At 54.6% G+C, this 18,638-nt stretch carries 24 protein-coding genes; 8 read left to right on the forward strand and 16 right to left on the reverse strand.

Annotated features, from left to right (window positions below; translation table 11 throughout):
- Positions 1-71: 71 nt before the first annotated feature.
- Genes L579_RS20585 through L579_RS20605 form a run of 5 tightly spaced genes read right to left on the reverse strand, consistent with a single transcriptional unit; the run spans position 72 to position 3,966 of the window.
- Positions 72-2,744, reverse strand: coding sequence for a TOPRIM and DUF927 domain-containing protein (locus tag L579_RS20585; RefSeq protein WP_021186087.1), 2,673 nt, complete (start codon positions 2,742-2,744; stop codon positions 72-74).
- 9 nt (positions 2,745-2,753) lie between these two features.
- Complete coding sequence (locus tag L579_RS20590) at positions 2,754-3,131, reverse strand: DUF5375 family protein (RefSeq protein ID WP_021186088.1); 378 nt, start codon at positions 3,129-3,131, stop codon at positions 2,754-2,756.
- On the reverse strand, positions 3,128-3,409 hold the full coding sequence (locus L579_RS20595; protein ID WP_021186089.1) for a hypothetical protein: 282 nt from the start codon (positions 3,407-3,409) through the stop codon (positions 3,128-3,130). The genes L579_RS20590 and L579_RS20595 overlap by 4 nt, the downstream gene beginning before the upstream one ends.
- A 28-nt stretch (positions 3,410-3,437) precedes the next feature.
- Complete coding sequence (locus L579_RS20600; protein ID WP_021186090.1) at positions 3,438-3,794, reverse strand: hypothetical protein; 357 nt, start codon at positions 3,792-3,794, stop codon at positions 3,438-3,440.
- Positions 3,787-3,966 (reverse strand): host cell division inhibitor Icd-like protein, encoded by a 180-nt coding sequence (locus tag L579_RS20605; RefSeq protein ID WP_021186091.1) that lies wholly within the window; start codon positions 3,964-3,966, stop codon positions 3,787-3,789. The genes L579_RS20600 and L579_RS20605 overlap by 8 nt, the downstream gene beginning before the upstream one ends.
- A 135-nt stretch (positions 3,967-4,101) precedes the next feature.
- Between L579_RS20605 and L579_RS23445 the strand changes: the two genes are divergently transcribed.
- Complete coding sequence (locus L579_RS23445) at positions 4,102-4,290, forward strand: hypothetical protein (protein ID WP_071783604.1); 189 nt, start codon at positions 4,102-4,104, stop codon at positions 4,288-4,290.
- Between the two features lie 31 nt (positions 4,291-4,321).
- Here the strand turns inward: L579_RS23445 and L579_RS24290 are convergent, their stop codons facing one another.
- The 4 genes from L579_RS24290 to L579_RS20620 form a co-directional block, all read right to left on the reverse strand.
- Positions 4,322-4,600, reverse strand: coding sequence for a helix-turn-helix transcriptional regulator (locus L579_RS24290; protein ID WP_255341980.1), 279 nt, complete (start codon positions 4,598-4,600; stop codon positions 4,322-4,324).
- Positions 4,601-4,922: 322 nt separating this feature from the next.
- Positions 4,923-5,633 (reverse strand): hypothetical protein, encoded by a 711-nt coding sequence (locus L579_RS20610; protein ID WP_036627748.1) that lies wholly within the window; start codon positions 5,631-5,633, stop codon positions 4,923-4,925.
- The gene (locus L579_RS20615) at positions 5,633-6,853 is read right to left on the reverse strand and encodes a tyrosine-type recombinase/integrase (protein WP_036627750.1); all 1,221 of its coding nucleotides are present in this window, start codon (positions 6,851-6,853) and stop codon (positions 5,633-5,635) included. Before L579_RS20615 ends, L579_RS20610 begins: the two co-directional genes overlap by 1 nt.
- A gap of 169 nt (positions 6,854-7,022) precedes the next feature.
- A complete protein-coding gene (locus tag L579_RS20620) occupies positions 7,023-7,886 on the reverse strand; it encodes a YicC/YloC family endoribonuclease (RefSeq protein ID WP_021186094.1) in 864 nt (287 codons plus the stop codon).
- 151 nt (positions 7,887-8,037) lie between these two features.
- Between L579_RS20620 and L579_RS20625 the strand changes: the two genes are divergently transcribed.
- Positions 8,038-8,481 (forward strand): DUF3574 domain-containing protein, encoded by a 444-nt coding sequence (locus tag L579_RS20625; protein WP_021186095.1) that lies wholly within the window; start codon positions 8,038-8,040, stop codon positions 8,479-8,481.
- Positions 8,482-8,560: 79 nt separating this feature from the next.
- Here L579_RS20625 and L579_RS20630 read toward each other — a convergent pair whose 3' ends face one another.
- The gene (locus L579_RS20630) at positions 8,561-9,745 is read right to left on the reverse strand and encodes a NupC/NupG family nucleoside CNT transporter (protein ID WP_036627752.1); all 1,185 of its coding nucleotides are present in this window, start codon (positions 9,743-9,745) and stop codon (positions 8,561-8,563) included.
- Positions 9,746-9,889: 144 nt separating this feature from the next.
- Here L579_RS20630 and rph point away from each other — a divergent pair, with 144 nt between their 5' ends.
- Positions 9,890-10,606, forward strand: a complete 717-nt coding sequence (gene rph / locus L579_RS20635; RefSeq protein WP_021186097.1) for a ribonuclease PH — start codon at positions 9,890-9,892, stop codon at positions 10,604-10,606.
- A 49-nt stretch (positions 10,607-10,655) separates the two neighbouring features.
- On the forward strand, positions 10,656-11,297 hold the full coding sequence (gene pyrE / locus L579_RS20640) for an orotate phosphoribosyltransferase (protein ID WP_021186098.1): 642 nt from the start codon (positions 10,656-10,658) through the stop codon (positions 11,295-11,297).
- Between the two features lie 36 nt (positions 11,298-11,333).
- Here pyrE and slmA read toward each other — a convergent pair whose 3' ends face one another.
- The 3 genes from slmA to coaBC form a co-directional block, all read right to left on the reverse strand.
- Positions 11,334-11,930, reverse strand: a complete 597-nt coding sequence (slmA, locus tag L579_RS20645) for a nucleoid occlusion factor SlmA (protein WP_021186099.1) — start codon at positions 11,928-11,930, stop codon at positions 11,334-11,336.
- 117 nt (positions 11,931-12,047) lie between these two features.
- The gene (gene dut, locus L579_RS20650; protein WP_036627756.1) at positions 12,048-12,506 is read right to left on the reverse strand and encodes a dUTP diphosphatase; all 459 of its coding nucleotides are present in this window, start codon (positions 12,504-12,506) and stop codon (positions 12,048-12,050) included.
- A complete protein-coding gene (gene coaBC / locus L579_RS20655) occupies positions 12,484-13,704 on the reverse strand; it encodes a bifunctional phosphopantothenoylcysteine decarboxylase/phosphopantothenate--cysteine ligase CoaBC (RefSeq protein WP_021186101.1) in 1,221 nt (406 codons plus the stop codon). Before coaBC ends, dut begins: the two co-directional genes overlap by 23 nt.
- A gap of 193 nt (positions 13,705-13,897) precedes the next feature.
- On the opposite strand from coaBC, the gene radC reads away from it, so the two are divergent.
- The 4 genes from radC (at position 13,898) to mutM (ending at position 16,089) form a co-directional block, all read left to right on the forward strand.
- Positions 13,898-14,551, forward strand: a complete 654-nt coding sequence (gene radC / locus L579_RS20660; protein ID WP_021186102.1) for a RadC family protein — start codon at positions 13,898-13,900, stop codon at positions 14,549-14,551.
- 243 nt (positions 14,552-14,794) lie between these two features.
- Positions 14,795-15,031, forward strand: coding sequence for a 50S ribosomal protein L28 (rpmB, locus tag L579_RS20665; RefSeq protein ID WP_013511031.1), 237 nt, complete (start codon positions 14,795-14,797; stop codon positions 15,029-15,031).
- 11 nt (positions 15,032-15,042) lie between these two features.
- Complete coding sequence (gene rpmG / locus L579_RS20670; protein WP_001051798.1) at positions 15,043-15,210, forward strand: 50S ribosomal protein L33; 168 nt, start codon at positions 15,043-15,045, stop codon at positions 15,208-15,210.
- Between the two features lie 69 nt (positions 15,211-15,279).
- The gene (gene mutM, locus L579_RS20675; protein ID WP_021186103.1) at positions 15,280-16,089 is read left to right on the forward strand and encodes a bifunctional DNA-formamidopyrimidine glycosylase/DNA-(apurinic or apyrimidinic site) lyase; all 810 of its coding nucleotides are present in this window, start codon (positions 15,280-15,282) and stop codon (positions 16,087-16,089) included.
- Here mutM and coaD read toward each other — a convergent pair.
- The 3 genes from coaD to waaA are packed head-to-tail and all read right to left on the reverse strand — an operon-like array spanning position 16,086 to position 18,618.
- Entirely contained in the window at positions 16,086-16,571 is a 486-nt protein-coding gene (gene coaD / locus L579_RS20680) for a pantetheine-phosphate adenylyltransferase (protein ID WP_021186104.1), read from the reverse strand. The two genes, mutM and coaD, sit on opposite strands and share 4 nt — an antisense overlap.
- Positions 16,568-17,344: a glycosyltransferase family 2 protein gene (locus L579_RS20685; RefSeq protein WP_021186105.1), complete on the reverse strand. Its 777-nt coding sequence runs from the start codon at positions 17,342-17,344 to the stop codon at positions 16,568-16,570. The genes coaD and L579_RS20685 overlap by 4 nt, the downstream gene beginning before the upstream one ends.
- Entirely contained in the window at positions 17,344-18,618 is a 1,275-nt protein-coding gene (waaA, locus tag L579_RS20690) for a lipid IV(A) 3-deoxy-D-manno-octulosonic acid transferase (RefSeq protein WP_021186106.1), read from the reverse strand. Before waaA ends, L579_RS20685 begins: the two co-directional genes overlap by 1 nt.
- Positions 18,619-18,638 lie beyond the last annotated feature (20 nt).

Consider the following 18,638-nt stretch of genomic DNA (forward strand, 5'->3'; position numbering starts at 1 on the left):
ACTGAATGCCGCTGTTACACCCGTTACACCTGTTACCCTTTAAAAATAAGACTCACGCAAAGCCTTTAACGTCAGCCCGGCACCTCGCTGTTAAAGACGTAGAGCCTGCGCACGTTCATCTCTGGCGGGCGGATACTGGTCTGTAACTTGCCGTCGGAAGAGGCCAGCAGATACCCCCGGTCTGCGCAGAGGCGCGCCACCTTGCGCGGATCGAAGCCCCGGCAGATTTCTTTCCACCCGGACGGCATGACATAGAACGTCGTGACTGCCTCCGTGCCCTGTGCCGTGCTGCCTTTCTCCACCCTGCGCCAGCCCACCATGTTGCCGGGCCGGTTGCGCTCGTCGTGCCAGTCGGCAAAGCGGCTGTACTGGTTAGCGGTGAAGAAGCTGCGCACCTGCTCCAGCGCGGCAATGTCTTCCTGGTTGGCGGTATGCCCCCGGTCTTTCAGCCAGGCACTGAGGCATACGCGGGTTGCCCGCAGCGCTTCACCCTCCTGCCAGCCGGTAATGCCGAGCCGGGTTGCCAGCTCTCCGGCCATTGCCACCAGGGCAAAACGGTTAACCGCACGGCCCACCTGATTGCCTGCATCCTGTGGAGTGAGGGCGGCGGTGTACTCCTTCAGCAGCGTTTTCGCCTGCGCCGTCAGCCCGTTCAGGTCGGCGGTCAGCGCCTTCAGCCACTCGCGGAACGGCGCACCGTAGTAGCTGGCCGTTGCCCATTCCAGATGCTCGGCCAGCGCCTTGCCGCTCTCAAAGCCGTGCAGCTCCTCAAACACCCCGAATTTCCCGGAGTCGCTGGGTATCTGGATCATTCTCACCTCCATTCCGGCAAAGGTGCGCTCACCAGCTTTCGCGGCGTGCTCAGTCAGTGACAGCTCGCCGGTAGAGAAGAACAGCAGCCGCCACTGCTTGCGGGTGCGCAGCTCGCCGTCCGTACCGGCACGGCCCTTACCCTGGCCGTTTGCCAGCATGTAGGCGATGTTGCCTGCCTCACGCCCGTCCACCTCGCGGATTTCGTCAAGCATCATGGCCGCGTCGTTGCGGCGGCTGGCGCAGCCCTCCAGCGCGTTGCCGGTCGCACGCCATGTCTGCCAGTAGTCCGGCCCGCCGCATACGGAGGTCGCCGCCTTCATGGTGGTGGTCTTGCCGTCAGTGGATTCCCCCTTGAGGTGATAGCCGCCGCCGTCCATGCCGACCAGCCTCAGCAGCGGGGCGGCAAAGGCGAGGCTGACCGCAAACGCCACGCGGGAGTTGCCGGTGCAGAAGCGGGAAACGTGCTCGCGCCACTCCTCCACCGAGCCGGACACGCGGAAGTCCCGCCCCTGCACGGAGGTGGTCTGGAGAATGACGCCGTCTGCACCGTCGCCGCTCACTTCGTCCTGAAGGACGTAAACCTGACCATGCCAGCCGGTGCGGCTCACGCAGGTCACGCGGCGCTCCGGCTTGCACAGCGAGATGTACTCCATCAGGCGCGCACGGGCCTCGCCGGTGGTGCTGATGTAGGACAGGCCGTTGACCAGTAGCACCCGGCGCAGCTCCTCGCCGCTGCCGCTCAGCATCTCCATCGGCATGGCCCAGCGGCGGCGCTCGCCCCACGTATCCTCCCACTCCAGCAGGCGGCCAAAGTTGCCGCCGTCGGCGTCGCAGGTAATGGCCGTGACGCGCAGCGGGTTGCAGATTTTGACGTTCTGGATTTCCGTTTCGCCGTTGCGCTGCACCTGCTTCTCATACCAGAGATACTCCTGCGTCAGCCGGAACCCGTGCGGCAGCTGCGTGCGGCCCTCACCGCACAGCACCAGACCGTTACGGAAGGCTTCACGGGCGCGGGTCACACCGTGCTCCCGGTGAAAGTCGTTCCAGTCGGCTTTGATTTCGCCCGGCGGCAGGCTCACCCAGCCACTGACGGCTTTTGCTGCCTTCTCCGCAAACGCTCTGCCGGGGTTCTCACCCGCATCCTGAAAGTCGTTGTCACCGGCGATGACGATTTTCACCTCCGGCCAGCGTGCCCGCAGCGCCTGCGCCACGTTCGGCAGGTTGCCCGCCGATATCGCGGCCACAACGCACCCGGCGGTAAGCTGACTCACCGTGAGCGCGGTGGCGTAGCCCTCCGTGATGACCACCTGCACCGGCGACTCAGACGGCAGCGGGCTGAGCGCCACAAACGCGCCCTTCATGGTGCTTCCCGGCAGCAGGCTTTTCTCACCTGTGGGGGCAACAAGCTGCGCGCCGGTCACTGCACCGTCTGCTGTGGTCAGCGGCAGCAACAGGGAACCTGCCGGAAAGGCTGTGCCGCTGATGCGCTGCGCACTGCCGGTGAGGCATCCCGGATAACCGGCAAAGCCTTTACCGGTCAGATAAACACTTTCGCCCGTGTGGCTGGCTTTCACCAGCGCCTCCACCGTGGCGGCCATGTCGCGTTTCGGGGCTTTCTCTCTGGCTGGCTTAAGCGGCATGTCCTGCACATCACGAACATCGAGCACCTGTGCCACCTCCTGCGCGGCCTGTTTCACACCTTTGCCTGTCACCAGCTTCACCAGGTCAAGGCCGTCACCGTTGCCGCAGTGGCTGCAAATCCACGTCCCCCGCCCCTCAATGTCATCCATGCGAAAACGGTCTTTACCTTCGCACTTCGGGCAGGGGCCGTGCCTGCCGCCGTCCGGCACGCTGAAGCCGAGCAACTGAAAAACGACCGGCCAGCGACCGCGCGCAGCGGCAGTGATGTCTGATACTGACTGTGCTGTCATAACCTCTCCTTAATGCCGGTACAGCGACGCGCCGGTGCCGCAGAACTTTTCGAAAGCCGCCGGAAGCGTGCGGTAAAGTTCGGTCATGACTTCGCATCCGCGCGGCGTCAGCACCGGCGGCGCAGTGAGGAGCGTTGGCTCCACCATGTCAGTGAAAAGGGCCAGCGCCGCAGCCGCGCCCCTCGCTTCGCCGTACTCGTTCACCATTGCGCTCTCAACGTGCAGCGCGATGGCCATTTCGATCCGCTCCACCGTCATGCGATGCGGGCCACGCATTTCGCTGCCGGTGGCGGCAAGATGCTTTGCCCGCCATGCTGAGGCGATGGCGCGGCGGTAAAGCGCCGTGGTCAGCTCCGGCGGGAACACGGATACCTGTGGCTTTTTCATGCGTGGGCCTCCCCGATGAGTGCGCAGCAGCGCGTGACGTCGGTCAGGTCGGCGCGCAGGTATTCCATCAGCGCGGCCACGCCGGGTACGCTGTGCGCGGTTAATGAACCTGAACAGGGATGTTCGGAAAACAGGAGCTGGAGCAGGTCGCAGGCTTCCTTTGCGCGGGTCAGCTTTTCAAATGCGTCCTCCGGCAGGCCGTAAGCAAAGGCGTTAAAAGCACCGTTTTCAGGCAAGGGGATGCCCTGAGCACCGTTGTGCCCGATTGACATTGTCATGGTTTACTCCGTTAAAGCTGGCTGTGTGTCAGAGGTAGTTTGAGTAGTGGCTGGCGTCGGGTTCGGCGGGCTGCCGTGCTGGCCGCTCCCGCCAGCGCTCGTATTTCACCGTGGGATGCAGGTTAAACGGGCTGAACCCGCTGCTGCCTCCGGTCGGGGCGCTGCAACGGCGCGGTGCTTCGGCAAACCGGGTATAGTTTTCCTCAAACCATGCCAGCGGGGAGGAGGTCACCTGACCGTCGCTGTCGTAGCGATAGAGCACCTCGTGACTGAACTCAGGATTAACGGATGCGACTGACGCAGGCGCATCGGTAAAGCGCAGTACCGTCACCGTCCAGCCCTGCGAATGCTGCCAGCGTTCGCCGCGTTGCGGATATTCACGCATGACGACCTCCGTGGCAGGGCAGGCGGCCCGCAAATAACAGGATGTAATCAGCAGCCAGACGGCGGCGTGCGCTCTGTTCGTCACCGGCGGTAACGCGCAGCATGACAGGGCGACAGGACAACTGAGAACGGTTGATTGCCGCAAATATCCGGGTAGACTTTGATGCAGCCATTTAGGTACTCCCAAGTTCATTTATGGTCAGGCTTTGTGAGGTATTGCGAGTACCTTGCAGAGCCGCTTGTTTTAAAGTGGTTTGTTGTATAAGGTACGTACCTTATGGTGCTTATTAAAGTGAAAGGTACGTACAATGTCAAGAGCAAAAGATCGCACTCCTAAAACTGGTGGCAAATCACCCACCTTCCAGATCCGCATTAATCCTGAACTAAGAGAGCAACTCGATCTCGAAGCAACCAAAGACCAAACTACACTCGGTAACTGGTTTAAAGAACTTGCAAGGCAAGAACTTAAGCGTCGTGGTATTGAACCTAAAGGATGATGTTTTGCGGTGACTCGTCGCCGCATATTTATCAATGCGCACGCTGTTGGCCTATCCATTCTTTTACCTCCTCTGCACGCCAGGCAGTAATACGAGCGGAAATTTTTACTGGCTTTGGAAACGATCCAGATGCGACCCGCCGCCATAGCGTTGCTGACGAAAATGGCAGGCAATGCATTAACTGTTTTTGTCTGACAAACCCGGTTTCAGGGATGATTCCGTAGGGTGTTTGATTCAAAGCAGGATCTCCTATCTCATTGATTAAAATGGTGTGGAATGAGACTAACGGAGACGTACTGATGTATTCCACTGAAAATGGAATTCCACTAAGAAACTTAAAATTCCATAATAAAAATGAAATTCCATCAACTCAAGACTTCTGGGGAGGGTAAAAAGAGGAAACTAATCCTGTGATTTTTAAGTGTTTTATTTTAAAAGGAATTGTCTCGCCTGTTATTGACCCATATATCCCCATATATCCCCATATATACCTTTGGGTTCAATAAAAATGGTTAATATTGGCAACAGAATGGTCACTAAAGGTAACGTGATGGCATTGTTTGGCACTTCTACGCACATTTCAACAGTAGTCAGTTGTGCCTGGCATCATCGTGCCGGGCACTAACTCAACATTATTCGTCATAGAGCGAGGTTAGCGCCGTTCGCAACTTGTCGTAGAAAGAAGATTTACCCATCCCCTTTTTGCTTATGCCATTTGATTCCGCATAGTCGTTTAATAGCTTGTGCAGAGGTTCAATGCTGGGAGCACCGGCTTTGTTAATCCATTTCGTTGACCCGCTAGCCGACTTCTCCATAGCAAGGTTGATCGCGAGTAGTCCTATAATTTTATGTAGAGATGCATTTTCCTCATTTTTCTTATGCTCGCCGCGCTTATCCTGCGCTTTCTCTTTCGCGATCAAAACAGCTTTTTCACCGCCACAATAAGTAACGACTGCTTCTCCGTATTTTTTGTACATCTGGCACAAAGACAGGACGCATTTTTCCGCTAAGATGTTTGGTGTTACATCTTTCTCGATAAGATTAATACTGGAGGCAAATAGAATGTTTGCTTCTATAGGGCAATTAGTTGCAATAGGTTTTGGATAAAACAACTCAAGTTCTTTTTTCTTTCCATTTGCCTTCAGGAAAGCATATAGATTTCTGTTAACCCGGATAAGGTAGTCAGAGTACGCGCTGACTATGCTAACCTTATCTTCTGGTAAATCATCAGTTTTTGTATGCGGATCAACATTAGCCAAAGCCCTTGCCAGCTCTTTTATTTCAATCTGGGGGTAATGAGTGAGCCTGTCAATGGCGCTACCCTTTGAGAAACTAAAATGCATTATACTGACGCCTCTATATTAGCCAGAAAATCAGCCATTTTATTTAATGCTAATTTCCTTTCATTAAAGTAATTATGTCGGTTGTAGATACCTTCAACGCCTTTGATGCGATGGTTAAGACAACGTTCTGCCACTACTGGGTCGATACCTAAAAATGCCAGATGTGTTCTGGCGGTTCGCCTAAAGTCGTGGATAGTAAAGCCTTCAACTCCTTTCATATGCGGTTTAAGTTTTGCCAGCGCAACTGGAAGGGTGCTTTCTGCAATATGAGGTATCATCCTGTTCTGCATCTTTCTCGCAGGGAGAACCCATTCACTTCCTAAAGAGAGTTGCTTTAACTCATGCAGCCAAATCAAAGATAATTCAGGAAGAGGAATATCCAAGTTATCGCCATTTTTAGTATTTTTTAAATACCAGACGCCTTCTTCAAGATTGAAATCTTCCCATTTAGCAGAGCACAGTTCCATTTTTCTACAGCAAAGGAGTAAAAGTAACTTAAAAGTTATCTCATTCTGTCGACTAAATCCTTTAGCTATTTTCATTGCGCGAAAAAGTAACGTAATCTCTTCTTCTGAAAGAAAACGATCTCTGGATTTTTCCTGACCTCCTGCATCATTGTTGTCAAAGGCTCCCGCTGGGTTAACACTCAAATAGTGACGTTTTATGCCATAGTTAAATATTCGCTTTATCCAACGTAAAACATCATTAGCGATAGTTGGCGCGCCTCGTTGAACAATACTCTGCAACATCATATCAATATCCCCAGGCTTTACGTCTTCTACTTTTATGTGGCCTATGTGAGGATTAATATCTTTTTCAATGCGCCTACGAAGAATATCGGGGTGTTTCCAGCGTCCAACAATTTGTTTCTCGTAGTACTCAAACGCAAGGTCAGAAACACGGCGAGCGTTCTTCTCTTTCTGGATTTTGGCAAGCGTAGAGGCTTTACGCTCCTGCTTCTCTCCGGCAACGTCATAACCTAAAGCTACTCTTGCCGATAGCTCTCTGGCCCGTTCGCGCGCTTTTGCTAAGGACAAATCGCCATATGAACCGATCCACATTGCACGCGCCTTGCCGCCATAGCTGTAGCGAAAGCGCCATTTTGGTATTGAGAACTCTTTTCGGTAGCACAGATACAATCCGTTTCCGTCAGAGCGTCCTTCAAAGCGTTCCTGAGACTTGAGCCAGGATTTTATCTGTATATCTGATAGCTTTCCCATACTGCCTGCTTGTACCAAACCTATCACGGTCAAAGGGGTAATTGGTACATTATATGGTACAGTAAAAGTGAGAGATTTTGCGAGAAGTGATGATTCTCTATGAGACAATAAAACCCGTAACTAACGGGTTTTATTGTTATTATGACATCACATGAAAGTGGGTGAGATATTACTCAATATTCTGGATCTGCTCGCGCATCTGCTCAATCAACACTTTCAGCTCAATTGCTGACGCGGTGATGTCGGCGTTAATCGATTTCGATGCCAGGGTGTTCGACTCACGGTTGAACTCCTGCATCATAAAATCGAGGCGACGACCGACCGCTTCTTTCTTCTTCAGAATGTTGAAGGTTTCTTTTACATGCGCGTCCAGGCGGTCCAGTTCTTCAGCGACATCAATACGCTGCGCCATCATCACCAGTTCCTGCTCCAGACGATTGTTTTCTAACTGGACTTCGGCTTCTTCCAGTTTGGTCACCAGACGTTCGCGCTGCCACTTCAATACTTCAGGCATCTGCTCACGAACTTTGCTGACCTCCTGAGTTACGCCAGCAAGGCGCTGTTCAATCAGGGTTTTCAGGGCTGCACCTTCGGTTTCACGCGCGGTGATAAAGTCATCGAGTGCACCATCCAGCGCGGCCAGCAGTTCGGCATTAATGGCGTCGAGATCCTGCTCTTTTGCTGACATCACACCCGGCCAGCGCAGAATATCCAGTGGATTGATCGCACCTTCATCGCTCTGCATTTTCACCCAGTTGGCCGCCTGGACCAGCTGCTTTGCCAGCGATTCGTTGAGAATCAGTTCGCCCTGCGCGCCCGGATCGGCATCAAAACGCAGGTTGCACTCAATTTTGCCGCGTGTCAGTCGGTTGCGAATACGCTCGCGAATGACGGGTTCCAGGCTGCGGAACTGCTCTGGCAGGCGGATGTAGGTTTCCAGGTAGCGCTGGTTAACGGAGCGGAGTTCCCAGGCGGCGCTGCCCCAGTGGCCTTTGGCTTCGCGACGTGCGTAAGCGGTCATACTGCGGATCATAAGCGATACTCGTGTGAAGAAAATTTAGTGAATTATAGCGAGCTACGCTATGGCATGACAGGTAAAAGCCTGAAATATGGGCAGCTAAGCACTGGCCTTTTCAAACCAGACACCTATGATAGCGACGGGCATTCAGTTCAGGGAAATCTGTATGGCAACAAAATTTATCGCATCTTTCGCATTGGCATTGCTGCTGGCAGGCTGTCAGACGCATCCCACCACCATCACCCAGTCTGCGCCAACCAGCACGCCGACGCCGGTGTGTGCCGGTGGGGATATGATGATGCAAACCACGTTGTGGTTTGGCATGAGTAAACCGCAGGGCGGCACGGTGACTGAGCAGGAGTGGCAGCATTTTGTCGATAGCGATGTTACGCCGCGCTTCAAAGATGGCTTGTCGGTATATGACGCCAAAGGGCAGTGGCTGGGGGAGAATGGCAAACTGGCGCGTGAAAACAGCAAAGCGCTGATGCTAATTCATTCGCCAGATCGTGCCAGCTCAGACAACATCAACGCATTGCGTGATATCTACAAGAAACGCTTCAGCCAGGAATCGGTAATGCGGGTTGATGGTCTGGTGTGCGTGGGTTTTTAAAATAGTTTCCGTAGCGGCGCGATTTATCGCGCGGGTTTTTCTGGCAGCGCGCGATAAATCGCGCCGCTACGAATTCGTATCAGATAAACAATCCGGCAAACGCTGCGGAAAGCAAACTGACCAGCGTTGATCCGTACACCAGTTTCCAGCCGAAGCGCGATACCACGTTACCCTGCGCTTCGTTCAGCCCTTTAATCGCTCCGGCGACGATGCCGATCGAGGCGAAGTTGGCGAACGACACCAGGAATACCGACAAAATCCCCAGACCGCGCGGCGTCATTTCGGCAGCCACTTTTTTCAGCTCGATCATTGCCACAAATTCATTGGCAACCAGTTTTGTCGCCATGATGCTGGCCGCCTGTAACGCATCCGCAGAGGGAATGCCGACCAACCAGGCGAACGGATAAAATACGTAGCCCAGTAATTGCTGGAAACTGTAGCCGAACACGGCAGCAAACAGCGCGTTCACGGCGGCAATCAGCGCGATAAAACCAATCAGCATCGCCAGAATAATCATCGCTACTTTGAACCCGGCGAGAATGTATTCCCCCAGCATTTCAAAAAAGCTCTGATCCTCATGCAGCTTATCGAGCGCGATATGTTCTTCATCCTGTGCGCGCGTCGGGTTGATGATCGACAGGATAATAAAGGTGCTGAACATATTGAGCAGCAGCGCAGCGACCACGTATTTCGCTTCAATCATCGTCATATAAGCGCCAACGATGGAGAGAGATACCGTGGACATCGCCGTTGCCGCCATGGTGTAGAGGCGCGGCGCGGAGATATCACCCAGAATACCTTTGTAGGCGATGAAGTTTTCCGATTGCCCAAGGATCAGGGTGCTGACCGCGTTAAACGACTCCAGTTTGCCCATGCCGTTAACTTTTGACAGCAGGGTGCCGACCAGACGAATCAACAACGGCAGAATTCGCCAATGCTGCAAAATACCGATCAGTGCAGAGATAAAAACAATCGGGCAGAGCACACCGAGGAAAATAAACGCCAGGCCCTGTTTACTCATGCCGCCGAAGACAAAATCGCTGCCCTGAGCTGCGAAGGTCAGCAGCGTTTCGAAGAAACCACCCACAGAACTCACCACCGCCAGGCCGCTGGCGGAGTGCAGGAAAAACCAGCCGAGAGCGGCTTCTACCAGCAGCAATTGCAGAATAAAACGTGGACGAATCTGTTTACGGTCGTGGCTGACCAGAAGCGCAAGGGCAAAGATCACCACCAGCGCCAGCAGGAAATGGAGTATCGCTGTCATCATTTATCTTTTTAAGTGGGAAAACGCGCATTTAGCCACAGAGCGAGCGGAATTTCATCTGCGATTGTGCCGCCTCAGGACAGGACAGGCGCAGAGGAAGTCCGTATAATGCGCAGCCAAACCTAAGCAAGCCGGAGAGAAACCATGCGTCCAGCAGGCCGACACGCCAATCAAGTGCGTCCCGTCACCCTCACTCGTCACTACACCAAACATGCCGAAGGCTCGGTCCTTGTTGAGTTCGGTGAAACCAAAGTGCTGTGCACTGCCACCGTTGACGAAGGCGTACCGCGTTTCCTCAAAGGCCAGGGGCAAGGCTGGGTCACCGCCGAGTACGGCATGTTGCCGCGTTCTACGCACAGCCGTATGGCGCGTGAAGCGGCTAAAGGCAAACAGGGTGGCCGCACGCTGGAGATTCAGCGCCTGATCGCTCGCTCCCTGCGCGCCGCAGTCGATTTGCAGGCGCTGGGTGAATACACCATCACGCTGGATTGTGACGTGATTCAGGCTGATGGTGGCACGCGCACCGCGTCCATCACCGGGGCCTGTGTAGCACTAGCTGATGCTCTCAACAAGCTGGTGGCGGATGGCAAACTGAAATCCAGTCCGTTGAAAGGCATGGTCGCCGCCATTTCTGTCGGTATCGTTGAAGGCGAAGCGCGTTGCGATCTTGAATATGTGGAAGATTCTGCCGCAGAAACCGATATGAACGTGGTGATGCTGGAAGATGGCCGCATGATTGAAGTGCAGGGCACGGCAGAAGGTGAACCGTTCAGCCATGACGAGTTGCTGCAACTGTTGGCGCTGGCGCGCGGCGGGATTGAGCAATTAATTGTGGCGCAGAAAGCGGCGTTAGCAGATTGATGTAACAGGCGACCAGAGAGTCGCCTTTTCTTTATTTGAGGAGTGAGAAATGAAAGCCTGGCAGCGTCAGTTTATTGAGTTCGCCCTGAACAAAGGGGTATTGAAGTTTGGTGAGTTTACCCTGAAATCCGGGCGTAAAAGCCCTTATTTCTTCAATGCTGGTCTGTTTAATACCGGGCGTGATCTGGCGTTGTTAGGTCGTTTTTACGCGCAGGCCCTGGTGGATGGCGGTGTTGATTTTGACCTGCTGTTTGGTCCGGCTTACAAAGGCATTCCGATCGCCACCACCACTGCGGTAGCACTGGCCGATCATCATGACCGTGACGTGCCTTACTGCTTCAACCGTAAAGAAGCCAAAGATCACGGCGAAGGTGGCCTGCTGGTTGGCAGCCCGCTCCAGGGCAAAGTGATGCTGGTGGATGATGTGATCACCGCAGGTACCGCGATTCGCGAATCAATGGACATCATCAACGCCCATAACGCCACACTGGCGGGCGTGCTGATTTCTCTCGATCGTCAGGAACGTGGTCGCAGCGACATCTCGGCGATTCAGGAAGTGGAGCGCGATTACCGCTGCAAAGTCACGGCAATCATTACTCTGGCGGAGTTGATTGATTATCTGGAAGAGAAGCCGGAGATGGCAGACCATCTGGCGAAAGTGCGCGCGTATCGTAAAGAGTACGGGATTTAATCATCAGTTGCGGCGCGATTTATCGCGCCGCGACAGTTAAACCAGCTGTGCCGCCAACAATGGCCAGCGGGTATCGAAATCCGCGGTGGGACGATAGCGGAATTCAGAACGGACATAGCGCGACAGCAACCCTTCGCAGAACGCCAATAGCTGGCTGGCGAGCAGGGTTTCATCGGTCTGGAAGCCTTCACCATCACGCATCTTCTTCTCTTTCATCACCTGGCGTAGCTGCACTTCAATGCGCTCAAACAGCTGATTGATGCGTCCTTGCAGGCGGTCCTGCTCAAACATCAATGCGTGGCCGGTCAGAATACGCGTCAGTCCCGGATTACGCTCACCAAATCCCAGAAGCAATTGCACGATAAGACGCAGGCGCGCCACCGTCTCTTTTTCATCTTTCAGGATTAGATTGATGCGCGTAATCAGGCTGTCTTCGATAAACTCGATCAGGCTGTCAAACATGCGTGTTTTGCTGGGAAAGTGACGATAGAGTGCCGCTTCAGAAACACCTACACTGGCCGCCAGTTTCGCGGTGGTGATGCGTTGGCTGCCATCGCTCGACTCCAGCATTTGCGCCAGTGCCTGCAAAATTTCTTCGCGACGGTTGCGCTTCGCGACCTTTTTTTCTGCCATGACCTTCAAGACCCCTGAAATTCACCATAAACAGGCAACACTCACGCGTCTGCCCTGTGTTCAATGCGCACAGAGCAGAAAAGAAGCAAGGGCAGAGGCGTAAGCGAAAAGCGCGTGTTACTGACGGCCAGAGTGACCGAAGCCGCCCGCGCCACGCACGCTGGCGTCAAAATCTTCCACCAGATTAAACTCGGCTTGCACCACAGGTACAAAGACCAGCTGTGCCAGACGGTCACCTGGGTTCAGCGTGAAGCTATCCTGCCCACGATTCCAGACAGAAACCATCAGCTGACCCTGATAATCGGAGTCGATCAAACCCACCAGGTTACCCAGCACGATGCCGTGCTTATGGCCAAGACCGGAGCGAGGCAGAATGACGGCCGCGAGGCCGGGATCGCCAATATGAATCGCCAGGCCAGTCGGCACCAGCACGGTGCTGCCTGGGGTGATTTCCAGTGCCTCATCCAGACAGGCGCGTAAATCCAGTCCGGCTGAACCCGAGGTTGCATAAGTCGGCAGCGGGAACTCAGTTCCTACGCGCGCATCAAGAATTTTAACGTCGATTTTTTTCATCATAACGGCTGACAATCTCGTCTAATAATTGTTGGCCAAGGAGCGTCTTATCACTGAGCGGTAAGACTTTTTCTCCTTCCTGCCAAAAAAGGTGAAGAGCATTGGTGTCGCTATTGAACCCCTGGCCCGCTTTTGCCACATCATTGGCGCAAATCAGGTCGAGATTTTTACGTACCCGTTTTTGCCGCGCGTATTCTTCCACATTCCGGGTTTCGGCGGCAAACCCGACGACATAGGGACGGCCCTCTTTGAGTGCCGCCACCCCCGCCACGATGTCGGGATTCTTCACCAGTTGCAGTGTGACATTATCATCGCCACCCTGTTTTTTGATTTTCTCTGCGGCAATATTTGCCGCCCGGTAGTCTGCCACGGCTGCGCTGGCAATGAAAATATGTTGTTGGCTGATTTGCGCCATCACTGCCGCTTCCATCTCCTGAGCACTAGTGACATCCACGCGCTGCACCCATGCGGGTGTGGGCAACGTGACCGGACCGGCAACCAACGTCACTTTCGCCCCGCGTCTGGCGGCGGCGGCGGCAATGGCAAACCCCATTTTACCCGAGCTGTGATTGGTGATGTAACGTACCGGGTCGAGAGCCTCACGGGTCGGACCGGCGGTGATCATAATGTTGAGATGTTGCAGATCGTTGACGGGTGCGGCCCATTCCAGCGCATAAGCTACAATCGCCAGCGGATCGAGCATCCGTCCCGGTCCGATATCCCCACAGGCCTGGCTGCCGCTGTCTGGTCCCCAAATCAACACACCACGCGCATGCAGGCGTTGCAGATTCTCCTGCGTAATGGCAGCGCGATACATTTGCTGATTCATGGCAGGCACGATGGCAATCGGGGCTGCGGTTGCCAGACAGGTTGTGGTCACCAGATCGTTCGCCATGCCAGCGGTGACGCGGGCAATCAGGTCTGCGGTAGCCGGTGCCAGCAAAATCAGGTCTGCCCATTTCGCCAGCTCAATGTGGCCCATTGCGGCTTCGGCTGCCGGGTCAAGCAGATCGTCAAATACCGGATACCCCGACACGGCCTGGAGGCTGAGGGGCGTAATAAACGCTTTGGCCGCTTCGGTCATCATCACACGCACATCGGCACCGCGATCGCGTAATCGTCTTACCAGTTCCGGTGCTTTATAGGCTGCAATGCCGCCACTTACGCCCAGCAGAACTTTTTTTCCGGCTAATCCCGTCATTTTCAATCGCCTCGGTTCAACGCAGATTGCCGCGCCAGGCGCGGCAGATAACGCAACTTTACCACAAAAACCACTCGCGCCATTTTCACGGGTTGCGACCTTTGCGAGGCGGCTCTGAAAACCCCATCAACTGGCTGGATTTCACCACGTTGCTGGTTCAGGATGGCCGCAACGCAGGGAAGAGGGCGTAATCATGGAACTGGCACCAAGAGAGAAACTGGCGTCGAAGGGCGCTGAAGCGCTGAATGATGAGGAGCTGCTGGCGATTTTTTTACGTACCGGTTCCTGCGGTGTCAGCGTTATGGCGCTGGCGCGACAGATGCTGAATAAATTTGGCTCACTGTATGATGTCTTGAGCGCCAACCAGGAGCAGTTGGCGGATACTAAAGGTGTTGGGGTAGCCAAGATTACTCAGCTTCAGGCGGTGGCTGAGACAGCAAGGCGCTTCTTTGCCAGCCAGTTGGCGCGTGAAAACGTGATGGAAAACCCGCAGGTGACACGCCACTACCTGCAAAGCGTGTTGGCGCATCAGGAACGGGAAATTTTTATGGCGCTGTTTCTCGACAATCAACACCGCGTTTTACAGGCGCAAAAAATGTTTTCCGGCTCGATAAACAGCGTGGAAGTCCATCCGCGCGAAATTGTGCGTGAAGCGCTAAAACTCAATGCGGCGGCAGTGATTCTGGCACACAATCACCCTTCAGGCATTGCCGAACCCAGCCGCGCTGACCGGGAAATTACCCAAAGAATCAGCAAGGCGTGTACGCTGCTGAATATCCGACTGCTTGATCATCTGGTGATCGGTCATGGCGAGTTTACGTCCTTTGCCGAGCGTGGCTGGCTGTAATTCTGGTGACGAAACCGGCGGGAACGGTGTGTTTTTGCGCGATCCATAGGGATCTTTATTTGTTCGGGACTTGAGCACCAGCGCTGACCGGCGTATACTACGCCACCTTTGAGAATCTCGGGTTTGGCGTTTGGGCCAGCTTAGCGGGTTCACATGGAACTCGCCTGGGCGGGCTAAGGCCTGACGAGGCGGCCAAAACCTAGTTTTTAAAGCTCGAGCTGATTTGATTTTTGGAGAATAGACATGTCACGAGTCTGCCAGGTAACTGGAAAGCGTCCGGTGACCGGTAACAACCGTTCCCACGCATTGAACGCGACGAAACGCCGTTTCCTGCCGAACCTGCACTCACACCGTTTCTGGGTTGAGAGCGAGAAGCGCTTCGTTACTCTGCGTGTATCTGCTAAAGGTATGCGTGTTATTGATAAGAAGGGCATCGATACGGTTCTGGCCGAAATCCGCGCCCGTGGTGAGAAGTACTAAGGAACTGAATCATGGCTAAAGGTATTCGTGAGAAGATCAAGCTGGTTTCCTCTGCTGGTACAGGTCACTTCTATACCACCACGAAGAACAAACGTACTAAACCTGAGAAACTGGAACTGAAAAAGTTCGATCCGGTTGTACGTCAGCATGTGATCTACAAAGAAGCTAAAATTAAGTAATTTTAGTGTTCTGCGAAAAACCCGGCTTCGGCCGGGTTTTTTGTTTCTGCGGTTCGTTGAGGAGATGAGATGCCTGAATTACCCGAGGTAGAAACCAGCCGACGCGGCATAGAACCCCATTTAGTGGGCGAAACCATTCTGCACGCCGTCGTGCGCAATTCCCGCTTGCGCTGGCCTGTTTCCAGCGAAATCCACGCGCTAAGCGACCAGCCGGTTCTGAGTGTACAGCGTCGTGCGAAATATCTGCTGCTGGAGTTGCCGCATGGCTGGATTATCATTCATCTCGGCATGTCCGGTAGCCTGCGCATGCTTCCCGGCGAACTGCCACCGGCCAAGCATGACCATGTTGATTTGGTGATGAGGAATGGCAAAGTGTTGCGTTATACCGATCCGCGTCGCTTTGGTGCCTGGCTGTGGGCTCATGACCTGGCGGGCAGTAGCGTGCTGGCGCATCTCGGTCCGGAACCACTCAGCGAAGAATTTGATGGCGATTATCTGTTTGAAAAATCTCGCGGTAAACGCACGGTGATCAAACAATGGCTGATGGATAACAAAGTGGTTGTGGGCGTGGGAAACATTTACGCCAGCGAATCGCTGTTTACTGCCGGGATCATCCCTGATCGTCCGGCGATGAGCCTGAGCCAGACTGAAGCGACGCTATTGGCCAATACCATCAAGGCAGTATTGTTACGCTCGATTGAGCAGGGCGGCACGACGTTGCGTGATTTTCTGCAAACCGACGGCAAGCCAGGCTATTTTGCCCAGGAATTACAGGTTTATGGTCGGGCCGGTGAGCCGTGCCGTGCCTGCGGCACGCCAATCGTCAGTGGCAAGCATGGGCAACGCAGCACCTTCTGGTGTCCACGCTGCCAGCATTAAGGCTGCGCTAACTTACTCAGCAGTGCCTGATGTACCACGGCAGGTAGAAATGCCTGCACGTCGCCCTGGTGACGTGCCACTTCTTTCACCAGCGAAGATGAAACAAACGAGAAACCTTCGGATGGCATCAGAAACACGCTTTCGAGGTCAGGCAGCAGATGGCGATTCATATGTGCCAGCTGTAGCTCATATTCGAAGTCGGAGACAGCACGCAGGCCACGCACCAACACATTCGCCTGTTGAGCCTTGGCGAAATTCGCCATCAAATCGCTGAAGCCGATCACCTCAACATTTCCCAGATGCGCCGTGACCTGGCGTGCCAGATCAACACGTTCATCCAGGCTGAACAGCGGCTTTTTACTCGGACTGGCGGCAATTGCCAGCACGATGTGGTCGAACATCCGGGCAGCGCGTGTGACGATATCCAGATGACCGAGAGTAATGGGATCGAAGGTGCCGGGATAAATCGCTTTGGTGCTCATACGCGGCCTTGTGTTGAGGTGTGATGCAGCGCCCACAGCGCCGAATATTTATTGAAGGTGTACTGCGCGTTAACCACAGCCAGAATCCAGCCTTGTTTACCATCAAGGAAACCCGCACGCAGCAGCAAGGTTTTCAGAAATGCCCCAAGCGTGTGACTGAAGATGGAGAAAATTCCGCAGCGTTTGCCGCGCTGAAAGCGCTCCTGCGCCCAGGCTTCAGCGTAGTTCAACTGTTTGCGCTGGAACACCACCAAATCGCGGCAGGTCAGATGCTGTAAATCCCCCTCCAGCCTGACGACCGGGGCACCTTGTGTTTCCAGCGACTCATGCACCAGATTATCGTTGTAGTTCAGGTGGCGCGGATACAGGCGCATCACGCGATCGGGATACCAGCCGCTGTGCCGCATAAAGCGGCCAAGAAACAGGTTGCTGCGGTTCAGGCTGTAGACGGTAGCGGCAGGAGGCTGCGCCAACACCTGCTCGATGGCGTGGCGTAGCGGCGGGGTAACGCGCTCATCGGCATCGATCATCAAAATCATATCGCCACTGGCCCTGGCTTGTGCGCGCTGACGCTGTTTGCCAAATCCTGCCCAGGCTTCCGCCTGGTAAACCTGCGCGCCATGCTGACGAGCAACCTCAGCGGTTGCATCATGGCTACCGGAATCCAGCACCACGATCTCATCCGCCCAACTGACGGAAGCCAATGCCTCCGGCAGCAGTTCCGCTTCATTTTTGGCGATCATCACCACGGAGAGACGTTGGCGTTGCGACATTAGTGTGCTCGCGGTGGCAAATGGGGTTCGAGTAAATGTAGCAGACGCTGTAATGCGCCCTGATTTTGATGCAGTACGTCAACGGCGTGGCGACCATAGTAGCGACGATAGTCATCATCCTGTAGCAGATTGGCGACTTCTTTCTCCAGTGACACCACATCGGTCACGGTAATCAGCCCTTCCGCCTGTTGCAGCCTGGCGCAGATATCTTTGAAGTTCCAGATATGCGGGCCCATCAGTACCGGAATCGCATGGGCGGCGGGTTCGAGCGGGTTATGACCGCCACGTTCCACCAGGCTGCCGCCGACAAAGGCCAGATCGGCAATCCCGTACAACAACATCAGTTCACCCATGGTATCGCCAATCACCACCTGCGTGGCGCTGGAAGGGATCTCGCCGCTGCTGCGTAGCGTAAAACTGAAACCACGCTTCTGCGTCAGTTCACAGGCATCTTTAAAACGTTCCGGATGGCGCGGTACCAGAATCAACAGCAGGTCGGGAAATTGCGCCAACAGACGGCGATGTGCATCCAGCACAATCGCTTCTTCGCCATCGTGGGTGCTGGTGGCAATCCACACCGGGCGACGCGGTGCCCACTGGCGACGTAGCGTGACGGCTTTAGCTGCCAGCTCCGGCGTAACTGAGATATCAAACTTCAGGCTACCGGTGACCGCCAGATGCGAACGTTTTAGCCCGAGGCTGAGAAAACGGTCGCCATCTTCCTGATTCTGCGCCGCAATCAAAGTGATGCGTTGCAGCAGGTCGCGCATAAAGCCGCCCAGCTTTTTGTAGCCTTTCGCGGAACGTTCCGAGAGACGCGCATTGGCAATCACTAACGGGATCTGACGCTGATGCAGAATACGGATAATGTTGGGCCACAGCTCGGTTTCCATGATGATCACCAGTCTGGGATTGACCGTATCAAGGAAACGATTGATGGCGCCCGGCAGATCGTAAGGCAGATAAACGTGATGCACATCTTTGCCAAACGCCGATTGTGCACGTTCTGAACCGGTGGGTGTCATGGTGGTCACGGTAATCGGCAGTGTCGGGTAGCGATGGCGCAACGCGCGCACCAGCGGCACCGCAGCGAGGGTTTCTCCCACCGAAACTGAATGCAGCACAATGCCGTTCGGCTCGACTTTTCCACTGCAATAGCCATAGCGCTCCGCCCAGCGTTTGCGATACGCCGGGGCTTTTCGACCGCGCAGCCACAGGCGCAGCCAGATAAGAGGCTGGATCAGATAGAGCAGGGCTGTGTATAGAATCGTCATAGTTATCGTTACGACAGGTT

The organism is Pantoea sp. AS-PWVM4 (assembly GCF_000468095.1).
GTDB lineage: Bacteria > Pseudomonadota > Gammaproteobacteria > Enterobacterales > Enterobacteriaceae > Pantoea > Pantoea phytobeneficialis.

What these genes read in the sequence shown, in the direction of transcription:
- slmA (WP_021186099.1), bottom strand. Translation starts at nt 11,930, where the DNA reads ATGGCAGAAAAAAAGGTCGCGAAGCGCAACCGTCGCGAAGAAATTTTG.
- L579_RS20600 (WP_021186090.1), bottom strand. Translation starts at nt 3,794, where the DNA reads ATGCGTGAATATCCGCAACGCGGCGAACGCTGGCAGCATTCGCAGGGC.
- rpmB (WP_013511031.1), top strand. Translation starts at nt 14,795, where the DNA reads ATGTCACGAGTCTGCCAGGTAACTGGAAAGCGTCCGGTGACCGGTAAC.
- L579_RS20585 (WP_021186087.1), bottom strand. Translation starts at nt 2,744, where the DNA reads ATGACAGCACAGTCAGTATCAGACATCACTGCCGCTGCGCGCGGTCGC.
- L579_RS20625 (WP_021186095.1), top strand. Translation starts at nt 8,038, where the DNA reads ATGGCAACAAAATTTATCGCATCTTTCGCATTGGCATTGCTGCTGGCA.
- L579_RS23445 (WP_071783604.1), top strand. Translation starts at nt 4,102, where the DNA reads ATGTCAAGAGCAAAAGATCGCACTCCTAAAACTGGTGGCAAATCACCC.
- pyrE (WP_021186098.1), top strand. Translation starts at nt 10,656, where the DNA reads ATGAAAGCCTGGCAGCGTCAGTTTATTGAGTTCGCCCTGAACAAAGGG.
- L579_RS20595 (WP_021186089.1), bottom strand. Translation starts at nt 3,409, where the DNA reads ATGACAATGTCAATCGGGCACAACGGTGCTCAGGGCATCCCCTTGCCT.
- coaBC (WP_021186101.1), bottom strand. Translation starts at nt 13,704, where the DNA reads ATGACGGGATTAGCCGGAAAAAAAGTTCTGCTGGGCGTAAGTGGCGGC.
- rpmG (WP_001051798.1), top strand. Translation starts at nt 15,043, where the DNA reads ATGGCTAAAGGTATTCGTGAGAAGATCAAGCTGGTTTCCTCTGCTGGT.
- L579_RS20605 (WP_021186091.1), bottom strand. Translation starts at nt 3,966, where the DNA reads ATGGCTGCATCAAAGTCTACCCGGATATTTGCGGCAATCAACCGTTCT.
- L579_RS20620 (WP_021186094.1), bottom strand. Translation starts at nt 7,886, where the DNA reads ATGATCCGCAGTATGACCGCTTACGCACGTCGCGAAGCCAAAGGCCAC.
- coaD (WP_021186104.1), bottom strand. Translation starts at nt 16,571, where the DNA reads ATGAGCACCAAAGCGATTTATCCCGGCACCTTCGATCCCATTACTCTC.
- mutM (WP_021186103.1), top strand. Translation starts at nt 15,280, where the DNA reads ATGCCTGAATTACCCGAGGTAGAAACCAGCCGACGCGGCATAGAACCC.
- dut (WP_036627756.1), bottom strand. Translation starts at nt 12,506, where the DNA reads ATGATGAAAAAAATCGACGTTAAAATTCTTGATGCGCGCGTAGGAACT.
- L579_RS20615 (WP_036627750.1), bottom strand. Translation starts at nt 6,853, where the DNA reads ATGGGAAAGCTATCAGATATACAGATAAAATCCTGGCTCAAGTCTCAG.
- L579_RS20590 (WP_021186088.1), bottom strand. Translation starts at nt 3,131, where the DNA reads ATGAAAAAGCCACAGGTATCCGTGTTCCCGCCGGAGCTGACCACGGCG.
- L579_RS20630 (WP_036627752.1), bottom strand. Translation starts at nt 9,745, where the DNA reads ATGACAGCGATACTCCATTTCCTGCTGGCGCTGGTGGTGATCTTTGCC.
- L579_RS20610 (WP_036627748.1), bottom strand. Translation starts at nt 5,633, where the DNA reads ATGCATTTTAGTTTCTCAAAGGGTAGCGCCATTGACAGGCTCACTCAT.
- L579_RS20685 (WP_021186105.1), bottom strand. Translation starts at nt 17,344, where the DNA reads ATGTCGCAACGCCAACGTCTCTCCGTGGTGATGATCGCCAAAAATGAA.
- waaA (WP_021186106.1), bottom strand. Translation starts at nt 18,618, where the DNA reads ATGACGATTCTATACACAGCCCTGCTCTATCTGATCCAGCCTCTTATC.
- radC (WP_021186102.1), top strand. Translation starts at nt 13,898, where the DNA reads ATGGAACTGGCACCAAGAGAGAAACTGGCGTCGAAGGGCGCTGAAGCG.
- rph (WP_021186097.1), top strand. Translation starts at nt 9,890, where the DNA reads ATGCGTCCAGCAGGCCGACACGCCAATCAAGTGCGTCCCGTCACCCTC.